Here is a 13426-nt window from a genome sequence, read left to right as displayed (position 1 = left end):
CAACTCATGACCGCAGCAGAGACGTCCGCGTTGGAAGCCCGGGTCGGCCACTACTACCAGATGGACGGCACCTACCTGGTGGGCCGCGAGAAGGTCCGCGAGTACGCGCGCGCCGTGCAGGACTATCACCCCGCGCATTGGGACGTCGCCGCAGCCGCCGAGATGGGCTACTCGGGCCTGGTGGCGCCGTTGACGTTCACCTCAACCCCGGGCATGGCGTGCAACCGGCGCATGTTCGAATCCGTCGTCGTCGGCTACGACACCTACATGCAGACCGAAGAGGTCTTCGAGCAGCACCGTCCAATCGTGGACGGCGACGAACTGACCATCGACGTCGAGCTGACCTCGGTACGCCGGATCGCCGGCCGCGACCTGATCACCGTCACCAACACCTTCACCGACACGGCGGGGGAAGTGGTGCACACCCTGCACACCACCGTGGTCGGTGTCACCGCCGAGGACATCGGCCCGGAAGTCAAGACCGCCGTGCAGCGCGCGATGATGCACGACGTCAACATCCTCGATGTCGGCGAATCGGCCGCCCGCTATGAAAAAACAGTGCGGCCCGCAGGCGAGATCCGGATATCCGAGGGGGGCCTGACCCGCACCCCGGCGACACCTTCCTTCGACGAGGTGAAGGTCGGCGACGCCCTGCCGGTGCATCACACCCGACTGTCCCGGGGCGACCTGGTGAACTACGCCGGTGTCGCCGGCGACGCCAACCCCATCCACTGGGACGAGGACATCGCCAAGCTGGCCGGCCTGCCCGACGTGATCGCGCACGGCATGCTCACCATGGGCCTGGGCGCGGGCTTCGCCTCCTCCTGGACCGGCGACCCGGGTGCCGTCACTCGCTACGCCGTACGACTGTCCGCACCCGCGATCGTGTCCGCCAAGGAAGGCTCCGACATCGAATTCAGCGGCCGGATCAAGTCGCTGGACGCTGACACGCGTAGCGGTATCATCTTGGTCGCCGCGAAGTCCGAGAACCGGAAGATCTTCGGCCTCGCGACCATGCACGTCCGCTTCCGCTGACCTCTGCCCGAGTACGGGCGACCGCAAGCCTGACAGTCCGCCAGCAGCACAGCGACAGCGAAGACCCAGTTCGCATACAGGTAGTTTCCAGCAACCCCTGCGTACTATCAGTCGACTGAGATGACGATTGTGAAGAGAATTCCGCCCGAACGAAGAGGCGTGGACCGGCTTCGGCAATCCGGCTGATGGCGTAGCCGGAAAACTCGAAACCGGCTGCGATTTCTCCCGTTTGGAATTAACGGCATAAAGACCGTCAAAAGCTTGATGTAAGCGGGTAATCGCTGCGGATAGCTTGATGACAGCTGCCTCACAACAGTTTTCAAAGATCTACTGGTACCACTATTAACTGAAAATGGTCGCACGCTGTTTACATCGCAGGAACCTCGAATAGACAACGGCCGTCTAGGGTTTGGGTTTCGATGGCGAGTTTTCAAGCGTCGGCAGTCAGGACGCGTGACGTAAGGAGTCACCCGAGATGGATTTTGCTGCATTGCCACCGGAGATGAACTCCGGCCGGATGTACGCAGGTGCGGGCTCCGGCCCCCTGCTGGCGGCCGCTTCGGCTTGGGACGCACTCGCGGCGGAATTGGGTTCTGCGGCTTCGGCCTACGAGTCCGTGGTCTCGAGCCTCACGGGGGAATGGTCAGGGCCGTCGTCCACCACGATGGCCGCCGCAGCAGAGCCCTACGTGACGTGGATGAGCACGACCGCGACGCAGGCAGAGCTCTCGGCCAACCAAGCCCGTGCCGCGGCCGCGGCCTACGAGGCCGCCTTCGCCGCCACGGTGCCACCGCCGGTGGTCGCGGCGAACCGGACGCAGCTGGCAACCCTGATCGCGACGAACTTCCTCGGACAGAACACGCCGGCGATCGCGGCCACTGAGATTCACTACGCGGAGATGTGGGCGCAGGACGCCGGGGCCATGTACGGCTACGCCGGATCGGCCGCAGCGGCAACACAGCTCACACCGTTCAACCAGCCCCCGGAGACCACCAATCCGACCGGTGCGGCCAATCAGGCGGCGGCAGCGGCAGAAGCAACCGGAAACTCGACGGCTTCCAATATCGCGCAGCAGGTTTCCCAGATGCTCAACGCGATGCCCCAGGCACTGCAGTCGTTGGCCTCCAACCCGGTGGGGACCGCGGCGGCGACAACATCGGGTTCATTCCTGGACAACTGGAACTTGATCTTCAGCACACTGACCGGGGCCACGACCCCTCTCGGCTGGTCGACAATCCCCGGCGGCTATTGGCTGGCGTTCGGACAGATGTACTCGTGGATCATGAACGGGATGGCTGCGCAGTCGTTCTTCGCCGGCCCGAAAGCCATTACCGGAGCGCTGTTGCCGCTGGCACCTCTCGCACAAACGGCACTACCGGCGGCAAGCCTGACCAGTGCGACCGGCGTGCTGGGCAACGCCGCGACCGTCGGGAAGTTGTCGGTACCTGCTTCCTGGGCGGTCGCAGCGCCGGCGACCAAGCTGGTCAGCATGGCTTCGTCCTTGCCGGCGGCACTGGAGGCCGCTCCGATGGCTGCGGTAGCCGGTCAAGACGCCATGTTCGGTGAGATGGCACTGTCCAGCCTGCTGGGCCGCGGTATGGGCACCACCGCCACCCAAACTGTCGGCGCGGCAACCCGTTCGCTGCGCAACAGCGGCGGGTCCGATGCCTTCGGCCCCATTCCGCCCGGTGAGGCCGATCCCGCGGCCGCCACCATCATCGTCATTCCGGCACTGGATGAGTGACCCAGCGATGACGAAACATGGCCTCCCCCAGCCGACCCAGTCGCACGCGACCAGATAAGGGTGTCGAAATGTACTTTTCTTTGATCCCGCCAGAGGTCACCTCGGCCAAGATGTACGCCGGGCCCGGATCCGCGTCGCTTGTTGCCGCCGCCACGGCGTGGGGGCGTCTTGCCAGCGAATTAAGCACCGCCGCATCTGAATACAACGCCGTGCTCGACTCGCTCGCCAGTGAATCGTGGACCGGTCCGTCGGCAGCGGCGATGACGGCCGCCGCCCAGCCCTTCACCGCCTGGATGTCGACCACCGCGGCCACCGCGGCTCAGGCGGCCACGCAGGCGCAGGCCGCAGCCACCGCCTACGAAGCAGCGCACGCGGCGACCGTTCCGCCGGAAGTCGTTACGGCCAACCGCACCCAGAACCAAATGCTGTACGCCACGAACTTCCTGGGCCAGAATCTCGCCGCCATCGCGGCCAACGAAGCCCAGTACCTGGAGATGTGGGCGCAGGACGCCGCCGCCATGCAGACCTACGCCGCATCGGCCGCCGCGGCAACCAAGACCACCGCGTTCACCGAGCCACCACAGACCACCACCGGGACCGCCGAAGCCACGTCGGCGGCCAACGCGGGGTCGGCGGCAGCCACCTCGGGCGGCAACTCGATCATGGATTTCCTGGGCAACCTGGCCACCCAGTACAACAACTTCGTCAACAACGCGCTCATCCAGCTGACCGGCAATCCGAGTGCTCCGGCCAACTTCGCGTCGGTGTTCGCGGCTCTGAAGGGTCCGGCGGGGCTGACCACGCCGTTCAACGACATTTCGCTGCTGACCAACTTCCCCATCCAGAACTTCCTCAAGTTCGGAACCCCGGTAGGCCGGGTTTTCGAGGGCCTGCCGCTCAGCGGCCTCGGCGCCGGGCTGCGGATGGGAGGCGTGGCCGGCCTGACCTCGTCGGTGTCGGCCACCATGTCCGAGGCGAACCTGGTCGGCAACCTGTCCGTCCCGCCGAGCTGGGCCTCTGCCAGCCCGGCGATCCGGCTGGCGGCCACCGGCGCCCCCGCCGCAGCCCTGGCTGCCGCCCCCGCCTCGGGGATGGCCGGCGGCCTGCTCAACCAGGCTGCGCTGGGCAGCATGGCCGGCGGAGCCCTGGGAAGTGCCCGCCCCCGCACCGCTACCGCGGGCACCGGTCGCATCCGGATCCAGGGTGGCAAGGCGAAGACTCCCGTCAAGCTCGACGCGGTGATCGCCAAGCTGCAGAGCCAGCCCGAGGCGGTCCAGCACTGGAACGTCGACCAGGCCGGACTCGACGAACTGCTTGAAGAGCTGTCCCGCAAGCCCGGCGTTCACGCCGTACACCTCAAGGGCGCCAAGAAGGCCGCAACCCCCCTCAGCTGACGCCTACCAGCGGCGCCGAACCCTCCCCTACCTTCCCCGAAAGAGAGAGTCATGCTTCTCGAGTTCTGGCAGAACTTCACGCATAACCTGTTCAAGCCACTGTTGCTGTTCTTCTACTTCGGCTTCCTTCTCGCGCTGGCCAAGGTGCCGTTCGAGTTTCCGAACGCGGTGTATCAGGGTCTGACGATGTACCTGTTGCTGGCCATCGGTTGGCACGGCGGCGAGGAGCTCGCCGGCATCGACATCTCGCAGATCGGCGGAATCCTCGGATTCATGCTCACCGGCTTCGTCCTGAACTTCCTGATCGGCACGATCGCCTATGTGCTGCTGAAATACCTCACGAAGATGCGCGAAGTCGACCGCGCAACGGTCGCCGGGTACTACGGCTCCGATTCGGCCGGAACCTTCGCCACCTGCATGGGCGTGCTCGCCACCATCGGCATGGCCTTCGACGCCTACATGCCGGTGATGCTGGCGATCATGGAGATCCCCGGCTGCTTGGTGGCACTGTTCCTGGTCGCCCGGTTGCGGCACCGGGGGATGGACGCTGCCGGAAACATGCCTCACGAGCCGGGCTACACGGTGCCGGCCGATTCTGTCCCGGCAGCCGTCGGCGCCACCCAGGCCGGCGACCCCACCGGCGGCCTGGCCATCGAGACCAGCCTCGAGCGTCGCGCGGGGACCGAAGTGACCTCCAACGGACGGCTGATCAGCCGGGAACTGGTGCGGGAGGTCTTCCTCAACCCGGGCATCTGCCTGCTGCTCGGTGGTATCGCGATCGGCTTCATCAGCGGTTTGCAGGGCTCGAAGGTCACCGGTGTCGACGACCCGGTCTTCGTCACCGCGTTCCAGGGCGTCCTGTGTCTCTTCCTGCTCGAGATGGGCCTGACCGCCGCGCGCAAGCTGAAGGACCTGAAAACGGCCGGCCGTGGCTTCATCCTCTTCGGCCTGCTGGTTCCCAACCTGTTCGCGACCCTGGGCCTGTTTGTGGCACACACCTATTCGCAGCTGACCGGCATCCACTTCCAGCTGGGCACCTACGTCCTGTTCGCCGTGCTGTGCGGCGCGGCGTCGTACATCGCCGTGCCGGCGATCCAGCGGCTGGCGATTCCGGAAGCCAGCCCCAGCTTGCCGCTGGCCGCATCGCTGGGTCTGACGTTCGCCTACAACGTCACCATCGGCATCCCGCTCTACATCGAGATCGCCCGTCTCATCACGTCGCAGTAGAGGGATTGCAGAGCATGGAAACCTCAGGCAGTCGAGTGAAGAGTAGGAGGAACAGCATGCGCAGCGTGTTATCGATCTTGGGCGTAGCCGCCGTCATCGGTTGTGCCGCACCGGCGTACGCGGATCCCGATGCGGGGGGCGGCGGCGACGCCGCCTTCCTGACTGCGGTAAGAGCCGTGGGACTTACCTTCGCCAGTAGCGATCAGGCCATTGTGGCCGGTCATGCCGTCTGCAGCATGGCGAACAACGGCGAGACGGGATTGCAGGTCGTCAAACAACTCACGGCCGACAACCCCGGGCTGACCATGGACGCCGCTTCGCAGTTCGCAGCGGCGGCCGCGAACGCTTACTGCCCGCAGCACTTGAAGAAGTAGCCGACCCAACTACGCCTTGGTCAGCTCCGCGTAGCGGGCGAGGTGCGAGTCGGTGCTTCCAAACTCGTATTGAATAGCGGTGAGCCGCTTGAAGTAGTGGCCGATCGCCAACTCCTCGGTCATGCCCATACCACCGTGCAGCTGCACCGCCTCTTGGCCGACGAATCGGGCCGCCCGGCCGATGGTGGCCTTGCCCGCCGACACCGCACGGGCACGGGTCGCTTCGTCGGCCTCGAGATTGAGGATCGCCAGGTAGACCGCGGCGGCCGACTGCTCGACCTCCATCAACATGTCGACCATGCGGTGCTGGAGAACCTGGAAGCTGCCGATGGGCTGCCCGAACTGCTGACGCTGCTTGCAGTATTCGACGGTGTCCGCCAGGACTTTTCGCATACAGCCAACCGCTTCGGAGCAGATCGCCGCGGCACCCTCGTCGCGGGCCTGCGCCAACGAGGGCCAGGCCCCGCCCCGCTCACCCAGCAACGCATCCGCGCCAAGCCGCAGATCGGTGAAGGTGACGTCGGCCGCGCTCCGGTCGTCGATGGTCCGATACGGGTGCAGCGTGATGCCCGCAGCGTCGGCGTCGGTGAGGAACAACGAGATTCCATCCTCGCCCTCGATACGCGCGGTGACCAGCAGATGCGTTGCCAGGGGTGCCGCCACGGCCATGATCTTCGAGCCGTTCAACACCCAACCGTCACCATCGGGGCGCGCCAGGGTTTTCGCGTCCTGCCAACGGTCTGCTGAATCCGGTTCCGCTGCAGCCAATGCCGCTACCGCGGTACCGGCCACGAGCTCCTTGAGCACACCGGCTGCGACCGAGCTGCCGGAGCGGCGCAGCAGTCCGCCCGCGACGACGACGGTGTCGACATAGGGTTCGATCACCAGCGCGTGCCCGAGCGCTTCGGTGATGACCATGAGTTCGACAGCACCGCCGCCGATTCCGTCGAACTCTTCGGGGAACGTCGCACCCAGAATGCCCAGTTCGCCAGCGAAGGCGCGCCAGATCTCGGGCTGCCAGCCGGCGCCGGTCTTGGCTGCCGCGCGGCTCGTCTCGAGGTCGTAGCGTGCGGCGAGGAACTTGGTGATGCCGTCACGCAGCATCTGCTGCTCGTTGTTCATGTTGAAGTCCATTAGAGCCCCAATGCCGCCTTGGCCAGAATATTCCGCTGAATTTCGTTGCTGCCGGCGTAGATCGATCCGGCCCGGTCGTTGAAGTAGCGCAGCGGGGCCACCGCCTGCCACGGTTCGCCAGACGCATACCCGTCGGCGGGAGGCTGGTAGTCGGCGATCGGCCCGCCGGGCGCGGTGACGTGCGGCTGGTAGATCCGCCCACGCGGCCCGGCCGCCTCCAACGCCAGCGCCGTCAGTTCCTGGCTCAGCTCGGTGCCCAAGATCTTGAGCATCGACGACGACGCCCCGGGATTGCGCCCCTGCGCGACGGCGGTGAGCACCTGGTATTCCAGGATCTCCAACACCTCGGCGCGAATCCGCGCGTCGGCCAGCTTGCGCATGAAGGCGTCGTCGTCGGCAAGCTTGCCGCCGCCGGGCCCCGGCTGATTCTTGGCAGCCGTGGCAACCTCCTCGGCCACCACCTGCAGGCCCGGCGCCACCGCGCCGCCGCCGCGCTCGAACTCGAGCAGATATTTCGCGACCGTCCAGCCGCTGTCGATCTCCCCGATGACGTTGGCCTTGGGGACCCGCACCTCGTCGAAGAACACCTGGTTCTGGATCTCTTCGCCGGAAGTCATCACCAGCGGCCGAATCTCGATACCGGGAGAGGTCATGTCGATCAGCAAGAACGTGATGCCCTGCTGCTTCTTACCGGTCCGGGACGTGCGCACCAGCGCGAACATCCAGTTCGCCTCACCGGCGTGGGTGGTCCAGATCTTGCTGCCGGTGCAGACCAGGTCGTCGCCGTCGACAGTGGCCGCCATCGACAAGGCCGCCAAGTCCGATCCGGCCTCCGGCTCGGAGTACCCCTGGCAGAAGAACACCTCGCCGGTGAGGATCCGGGGCAGGAAGTAGTCCTTCTGTGCGTCCGTGCCGTACCGGACGATCGCGTGCGCGACCATCCGGATTCCCATGGGTGACAGGGACGGCGCGCCGGCGAGGGTCGACTCGCGACTGAAGATGTAGTGCTGGGTGAGGCTCCAATCGCAGCCGCCATGCTCCACCGGCCACGCGGGCGCCGCCCAACCCCGCTCGTGCAGAATCGCCTGCCACGCCATGCTGGCCTCGTGGTCGGCGTACACGCTGGTCATCAGCCGGCCCGCTCGGCGCAGCTCCGGTGTCAGCTTCTGGTCGAGAAAATCCCGTACCTCGGCTTGAAATGCCCGGTCTTCCTCCGACCACCGCAGATCCATTAATCTCCCCTGCCGTGCCGGCGGATAGACGCTTTTGCGCGCAGTCTAGCCGCCGAGTAGTGAAGGACGGTTCCGGCTACCTCGCGGCAGCTAACTGTCTGGCAGGCTCGGCGCCCAGGCCACGCCGTTGATGTGGCTTCCGCCGTCGACGAAAAGTGTGTTGCCGGTGAGATACCGGGATGAGTCGGCGGCCAGGAACACCGCAATCGGTGCGATGTCCTCGTACGGATCGCCCATACGTCCCATCGGATTCATCGCGTCGGCCAACGGTTCCAGTTCGGGGTGCTCACTCATCGCCTGGTAGAACTGCTTGCTCTTGGCCGCTGGGCAGATCGCGTTGACGGTGATGCCGTTCGGCGCCCATTCACGAGCGGCGGTTCTGGTCAGGGCACGCAGCGCTTCTTTGGCGGCGTTGTATTCCAGGGTCCCGATGTGGGCGTTGACTCCATTGAGGCTGCACATGTTGATAATTCGACCCCAGCCGCGGTCCTTCATGTCGGCGTGAGCGGCTCGCATAGCCCAGAAGGGGCCCATGTATCCGACAGCGAGTGCCCCGGTGAGCTGGGCATCGGTCTTGTGCTCGACACGGCCGAGCGCACCACCACCCCATGCGTTGTTGACCAGGATGTCGATCGACCCGTATGACGCAATTGTTTCCGCCACAGCGTTTTCGACGCTTGCTCGATCTGCTGCGTCCATCGGCACATAGAGCCCGTCGACCGACGCGGCCACGCTACGCCCAGACTCTTCGTCGAGCTCGGCGACCACGACATGCGCGCCCTCTTCGGCGAATCGTCGGGCGATCCCCTCGCCGATGCCGGCGCCCGCGCCGGTGATCAGGGCGGTTCTCCCACTCAGAACCGGCATCATCGGATTCGTCCGGCTATGCCGTCGGTCAACAACTCCCGACTCTGGGCGGCGCCGTCGAGCATCCGGGTGATCCGCTTGACGATCTGCCACTGCCCGGGCGAGTCGGCCACCCGCTTGAGGTGAAAGTAGTTGGCGCCGCCCCGCGCGACGCGAAACTCGCTGCCCTGTTTGACCAGCAGCGTCGACTCACACACCGCGACCGCTTCGTCGCCGGTCACGGTGACCACCGCCGGGCCCAGAAAGTGCGTACAACCTCGAGCGATCAGATCCTGGTGGCCACGCGAGCGCACCATGGCCGCAATCTGCTCGCGGCCGCTCATCAGCCAGTTCTCGACGTCGTAGACACCGTCGTGATGCCACAGCGCGGCGGTCGATTCGGGGTCACCGGCGTCCACCAGCGGTCCATAGGACGCGATCAGCCGCTCGATCGCGCGCTCGTCCTCGATCTGCTGCAGACGCCGCTCTAGGTCAGCCAACCGCTGTTCGCTCATCGTCGCCCCGGACGCGGCAGGTCGGCCAGCTCGGCAAGTGCGCTCAGCTGGTCGCGGAAGTGCGCCGCCGAACGGGCCGAGATCACGCAGCTGATATCGGTCGCGCCGACGCCGGTCAATCTGCCGATCCGATCGAGGGCTTGCTGGGGGGCGCCGATCGGATCCAGCGGGGGCGTCGACAAGACGACTGCGAACTCGTCCGGCAAGTCAACCGCGTCAAGGTGTTTCACCAGTTCGTCGATGGTGAGGCCGAATGGTGTCCAGCCGTCACCCAGGCCCACCGCCCGGCGAAGCGAACGCCGGGTGCGTCCACCCACCCAGATCGGCACCCGCTGTTGCACGGCGCAGGGCTGCACGATCATCGAGTCGAACCCGTAAAAGGCGCCGTGATAGGCGGGGCGGGTGGTCGACAGCGACGCCCGCAACGCCATCATCGCGTCATCGGCCCGGGCGCCGCGGTCTTCCCACGCGCAACCGAGCAGGTCGAACTCTTCCCGCAGCGACCCCACCCCGACACCCAAGGTCAGCCGACCACCGCTGAGCCGGTCCAGGGTCCCGTAGCATTTGGCGATCTCCAACGGATGGTGATAGCCCAGCACCACAACCGATGTCACCAATCGAATCGAATGGGTGCGGGCGGCCAGAAACGACAAGGTGGCCAACGGATCCCAGTAGGTCACCCCGCGGCCGGCCGCGGCCTCGGCGGGAACCGCGACATGTTCCGAACAGGTGAGGTAGGCGAACCCGAGTTCGTCGGCGGCCGAGGCGATCTGGCCAAGGTCGTCAACATTGGCCTCGGCTTCCCAGCTCGATGCCACGCCAGGGATCTGAATGACGACCGGCGTGGCCAAACCGAGCCGCATCAGCGGGGCCGAATCCGGGGACCGTTGTATCGCATCGACTCTGCGCCTTCCGTTGCGCCGCGGGGGTGAGGTAGCCTCGTTTGAGAAAACTAGAATGAATTTTAGTTACGGAGGTGTCTCTTGTCCAGCGATGATCAACCCGAATGGGCGCAGCAGTACGGCCCCTGGGCTGTGATCGCTGGAGGCTCGGAAGGTGTCGGCGCCGAGTTCGCGTCCCAGCTGGCCGCGGCCGGTATCAATCTGGTCCTGATCGCTCGCAAGTCAGACCCGTTGCGCGACACCGCGGATCGGTGCCGGGCCCGCGGTGTCGACGTCCGGGCGCTCGCTCTGGATCTGACCGCCGCCGATGCCGTCACGCGGATCAGCGAGGCGACGTCCGACGTCGAGGTGGGTCTGCTGATCTACAACGCGGGTGCCAACACCCACAGCGCTGAGTTCCTCGACGGCGATCTGGCTGCCTTCGAGCGCGTCCTCGACCTGAACGTGCGGACACCGTTGGCGCTGATCCACCATTTCGCCAGGCCGATGCGGGTCCGGCAGCGCGGTGGTCTGCTGTTGGTCGGGTCGCTGACCGGGTATCTCGGTTCGGCACGGCAGACCGTCTACGGGGGCGCGAAAGCATTCAGCCGGATCTACACCGAGGGCCTGTGGTTGGAGTTGCGCGACCACAACGTGCACGTCCTGGAATTGGTGCTCGGGGTGACCAGGACGCCGGCCATGGCACGGGCCGGCCTCAACTTCGACGTGCCGGGGCTGCGGGTGTCCGATCCGGCCGATGTCGCCCGTGAAGGCCTCGACCAGCTCTCCCGGGGACCGGTGCACGTCATCTCGGCCCACGCCGACAGCCCCGCTTTGCACGCCACCGCAGATCGGGCCGAAGCGGTGCTCGCCTCGCATCGGCTGATGCAGAAGTTGCTCGCAGCGGCCGCCCGAGGCACCGGTGCCCCGCCCGCCAGTTGAGCGCGAAGCCGCCACCCCCAGCACGCCCGCCCAACGACAACGCTGCGAGCGCATCCTTGCCACCGCCGCCCGACTCGGTTCCCGCGACGGCTTGGAGGCCGTCCGGATGCAGGATGTGGCCGATCAATCAGCGGTGTCGATCGCGACCGTCTACCGCTACTACCCCACCAAGCATCACTTGTTCAGCGCCTTGTTGTTGCACTACACCCAGACCGCCGGTCCTTCGCACCCGCTGACGGGCTGTCCGGCAACTGACGTCACCGATCTCATGGTTGGGCTCTGCCGATCGATGCTCGCGCGGCCGCGGCTGGCACGCGCGATGATCACCTCGGTCAATGCCCGGCGATCCGAATCGACTGCACCCGGAGACTTCGATCTGCGCGCCAACATCTTGGCCGTCGCCGGGATCTCCCGGCCCACACCGCCCGATACCCAGCTGGCGCTCCTGGTGGAGCAGTGCGCCTACGGGATCTTGTCTTGGGCGGTGATGGGTGAAACGACCCCTGCGCAGGCCGAACGCGACATGCGGCGCGCCTGCGAGCTGCTGCTAGCGCCCTGGCGTAGTGGTGCGCACGCCGGGCCCGCGCCGCTGCGCTGACGCCGGACTCGCGGTGGCGCTGTCGCTGGAGTGTGGCATCGCCAGCGCGGTCCCGAGGATCCACGCGAACAAGAACGCCGGCATTGCGGTGATCGCGAATCCCTCCAGCGACAGCGGGCCGGTGCGGAAGACGAACGTCAGAAGCAGCGCCGGATGGACCACCGCCGCGGCGAGCGCGAGGTGCCCGGCGTACGCGGGCAACGCCTGCCGGGCGTACACCGAGATCACGAACGCGCCCAGCGCCACTACCAGGGGCATCCCCGACATGGCCAGCAGTCCGAACGTCAGGTCGTAGAGCATTGACGCCGCGTCGGCACTGCGGCGCCGGTACAGCAGGAGGTCAAAGGCGGTGAACCCGCTGAGCAGCAGGGTCAGGCAGCCGATGAATCCCGCGGCGAAACAGGTCGGAAGGATCGATTTCATGGGAACGCGATCCCGTAGATACGCCCACACCGCGGCGCCGAAGACGAACAAGAGCGCGACGCCGACGGTATTGAGCGCCATCGCCACGACCAACCGGTCGTGGTGAGCCGCGGCCCACCGCGCCACGTCGATCGACTGCGTTCGCGTCCCCGGGAATGACCAGATCGGGTAGGCCAGCAACGTGGTCGCGGGCAGGATGACGCCGAGTATGCCGGACCACCGGGCCACTCGTGGTGCGTCCCAGGATGTGCCGATCACGAAAGTTCCCCCTGTTGTCGGGTGAGGTCCCACTGACCGAAGTCCGCGGCGAGGACGTCGTTGACGTCCACGTGCGCGCCGTCGATGACGAAACCCGGCTCGGTCGCGGTAACGATTTCTCGTTGGAAGAGTACGGCTGCCGTTTCACGGTCTCCGTGCGACCATGCCCTGGTCTGCCATGCCCACCGGTGACCCGGGCTGGTCGATTTCCCGATCACATCGTCGTTGATCGCCCAGGTGCATTGCCGGGCACCACCGTAGATTCCCGTGCGGTCAACACCCAGTACGGAATTGATCCCGCGAAACCATTTGACCGCCACGTTCTTCCATGTTGCGGCGTCGATATCCTCATCGACGCTGAAGAAGATCGGCGCCGACGGCGGTCCACCGGCCGCGGCATGCAGCCGAAGCGCCGTCTGCGCATCGGCCACACCGCCGTCGTAGCCCCTGGTGAAGTCCGATGGCGACTGCGTCCAGCCTGGCTTGCCGTACTGGTAGCAGCTGGCGACCTGCAGCCCAGCGGCGCGGAGCCCATCGGCATAGTCGCGGGTGACGGGCTTGAAGTCGAAGGTGGCGCCCGGCCGGAGCTCGGAGACGTAGACCAGCGCCCCGTCGAATCCGGCGGCCCTGATCTGTTCGGGCGACACCAGCCGGTGGGCGAAATCGATGACCTGCAGCCCGTCCGCACCGGCCCGCGCAGCGCCGACCGTCGCCCCGAGGGCGCCGGGCAGGGCCAGTGCCGGGCCGAGTAACGCGGCATACCTGAGCACGTCGCGCCGCGAAGCGGAACGCGTCACAACTGGCAAGGGTACCGGCCGGAAGT

The 13426-nt window shown here is 66.3% G+C and carries 14 protein-coding genes; 7 read left to right on the top strand and 7 right to left on the bottom strand.

Features of this window, described 5'->3' with window-relative positions:
- Nucleotides 1–6: 6 nt before the first annotated feature.
- The 5 genes from ACJH71_RS03240 to ACJH71_RS03220 all read left to right on the top strand — a co-directional run bounded on the left by ACJH71_RS03240 (nucleotide 7) and on the right by ACJH71_RS03220 (nucleotide 5774).
- The gene (locus tag ACJH71_RS03240; RefSeq protein ID WP_406756611.1) at nucleotides 7–1035 is read left to right on the top strand and encodes a fused (3R)-hydroxyacyl-ACP dehydratase subunits HadA/HadB; all 1029 of its coding nucleotides are present in this window, start codon (nucleotides 7–9) and stop codon (nucleotides 1033–1035) included.
- Between the two features lie 475 nt (nucleotides 1036–1510).
- The gene (locus ACJH71_RS03235) at nucleotides 1511–2779 is read left to right on the top strand and encodes a PPE family protein (protein ID WP_406756610.1); all 1269 of its coding nucleotides are present in this window, start codon (nucleotides 1511–1513) and stop codon (nucleotides 2777–2779) included.
- A gap of 68 nt (nucleotides 2780–2847) precedes the next feature.
- The gene (locus ACJH71_RS03230) at nucleotides 2848–4173 is read left to right on the top strand and encodes a PPE family protein (RefSeq protein WP_406756609.1); all 1326 of its coding nucleotides are present in this window, start codon (nucleotides 2848–2850) and stop codon (nucleotides 4171–4173) included.
- 51 nt (nucleotides 4174–4224) lie between these two features.
- Nucleotides 4225–5400, top strand: coding sequence for a sodium-dependent bicarbonate transport family permease (locus ACJH71_RS03225; RefSeq protein ID WP_406756608.1), 1176 nt, complete (start codon nucleotides 4225–4227; stop codon nucleotides 5398–5400).
- 56 nt (nucleotides 5401–5456) lie between these two features.
- A complete protein-coding gene (locus ACJH71_RS03220) occupies nucleotides 5457–5774 on the top strand; it encodes a DUF732 domain-containing protein (protein WP_406756607.1) in 318 nt (105 codons plus the stop codon).
- A 9-nt stretch (nucleotides 5775–5783) separates the two neighbouring features.
- Here ACJH71_RS03220 and ACJH71_RS03215 read toward each other — a convergent pair whose 3' ends face one another.
- The 5 genes from ACJH71_RS03215 to ACJH71_RS03195 all read right to left on the bottom strand — a co-directional run bounded on the left by ACJH71_RS03215 (nucleotide 5784) and on the right by ACJH71_RS03195 (nucleotide 10364).
- Nucleotides 5784–6908, bottom strand: a complete 1125-nt coding sequence (locus ACJH71_RS03215; protein ID WP_406756606.1) for an acyl-CoA dehydrogenase family protein — start codon at nucleotides 6906–6908, stop codon at nucleotides 5784–5786.
- Entirely contained in the window at nucleotides 6908–8140 is a 1233-nt protein-coding gene (locus ACJH71_RS03210) for an acyl-CoA dehydrogenase family protein (protein WP_406756605.1), read from the bottom strand. Before ACJH71_RS03210 ends, ACJH71_RS03215 begins: the two co-directional genes overlap by 1 nt.
- Before the next feature lie 90 nt (nucleotides 8141–8230).
- Entirely contained in the window at nucleotides 8231–9007 is a 777-nt protein-coding gene (locus tag ACJH71_RS03205; RefSeq protein ID WP_406756604.1) for an SDR family NAD(P)-dependent oxidoreductase, read from the bottom strand.
- Nucleotides 9007–9501, bottom strand: coding sequence for a nuclear transport factor 2 family protein (locus ACJH71_RS03200; protein WP_406756603.1), 495 nt, complete (start codon nucleotides 9499–9501; stop codon nucleotides 9007–9009). The genes ACJH71_RS03205 and ACJH71_RS03200 overlap by 1 nt, the downstream gene beginning before the upstream one ends.
- Nucleotides 9498–10364 (bottom strand): LLM class F420-dependent oxidoreductase, encoded by an 867-nt coding sequence (locus ACJH71_RS03195; protein WP_406756602.1) that lies wholly within the window; start codon nucleotides 10362–10364, stop codon nucleotides 9498–9500. The genes ACJH71_RS03200 and ACJH71_RS03195 overlap by 4 nt, the downstream gene beginning before the upstream one ends.
- A gap of 120 nt (nucleotides 10365–10484) precedes the next feature.
- Between ACJH71_RS03195 and ACJH71_RS03190 the strand changes: the two genes are divergently transcribed.
- Together ACJH71_RS03190 and ACJH71_RS03185 are read left to right on the top strand one after the other, a co-directional pair.
- Complete coding sequence (locus ACJH71_RS03190; RefSeq protein ID WP_406756601.1) at nucleotides 10485–11324, top strand: SDR family NAD(P)-dependent oxidoreductase; 840 nt, start codon at nucleotides 10485–10487, stop codon at nucleotides 11322–11324.
- Complete coding sequence (locus tag ACJH71_RS03185; protein ID WP_406756600.1) at nucleotides 11305–11922, top strand: TetR family transcriptional regulator; 618 nt, start codon at nucleotides 11305–11307, stop codon at nucleotides 11920–11922. Before ACJH71_RS03190 ends, ACJH71_RS03185 begins: the two co-directional genes overlap by 20 nt.
- On the opposite strand, the gene ACJH71_RS03180 is transcribed toward ACJH71_RS03185, so the two are convergent.
- Nucleotides 11872–12603: a hypothetical protein gene (locus tag ACJH71_RS03180; protein WP_406756599.1), complete on the bottom strand. Its 732-nt coding sequence runs from the start codon at nucleotides 12601–12603 to the stop codon at nucleotides 11872–11874. The two genes, ACJH71_RS03185 and ACJH71_RS03180, sit on opposite strands and share 51 nt — an antisense overlap.
- A complete protein-coding gene (locus ACJH71_RS03175) occupies nucleotides 12600–13400 on the bottom strand; it encodes a DUF1906 domain-containing protein (protein WP_406756598.1) in 801 nt (266 codons plus the stop codon). The genes ACJH71_RS03180 and ACJH71_RS03175 overlap by 4 nt, the downstream gene beginning before the upstream one ends.
- Nucleotides 13401–13426 lie beyond the last annotated feature (26 nt).

The organism is Mycobacterium sp. SMC-15, assembly GCF_045310925.1.
In the GTDB taxonomy this organism is placed as follows: Bacteria; Actinomycetota; Actinomycetes; order Mycobacteriales; family Mycobacteriaceae; genus Mycobacterium.
This window is presented reverse-complemented; position numbering and strand designations above follow the sequence as displayed.

Excerpts from the sequence above, each read along its gene's own strand:
- ACJH71_RS03240 (WP_406756611.1), top strand. The coding sequence starts at position 7 with ATGACCGCAGCAGAGACGTCCGCGTTGGAAGCCCGGGTCGGCCACTAC.
- ACJH71_RS03235 (WP_406756610.1), top strand. The coding sequence starts at position 1,511 with ATGGATTTTGCTGCATTGCCACCGGAGATGAACTCCGGCCGGATGTAC.
- ACJH71_RS03230 (WP_406756609.1), top strand. The coding sequence starts at position 2,848 with ATGTACTTTTCTTTGATCCCGCCAGAGGTCACCTCGGCCAAGATGTAC.
- ACJH71_RS03225 (WP_406756608.1), top strand. The coding sequence starts at position 4,225 with ATGCTTCTCGAGTTCTGGCAGAACTTCACGCATAACCTGTTCAAGCCA.
- ACJH71_RS03220 (WP_406756607.1), top strand. The coding sequence starts at position 5,457 with ATGCGCAGCGTGTTATCGATCTTGGGCGTAGCCGCCGTCATCGGTTGT.
- ACJH71_RS03215 (WP_406756606.1), bottom strand. The coding sequence starts at position 6,908 with ATGGACTTCAACATGAACAACGAGCAGCAGATGCTGCGTGACGGCATC.
- ACJH71_RS03210 (WP_406756605.1), bottom strand. The coding sequence starts at position 8,140 with ATGGATCTGCGGTGGTCGGAGGAAGACCGGGCATTTCAAGCCGAGGTA.
- ACJH71_RS03205 (WP_406756604.1), bottom strand. The coding sequence starts at position 9,007 with ATGCCGGTTCTGAGTGGGAGAACCGCCCTGATCACCGGCGCGGGCGCC.
- ACJH71_RS03200 (WP_406756603.1), bottom strand. The coding sequence starts at position 9,501 with ATGAGCGAACAGCGGTTGGCTGACCTAGAGCGGCGTCTGCAGCAGATC.
- ACJH71_RS03195 (WP_406756602.1), bottom strand. The coding sequence starts at position 10,364 with ATGCGGCTCGGTTTGGCCACGCCGGTCGTCATTCAGATCCCTGGCGTG.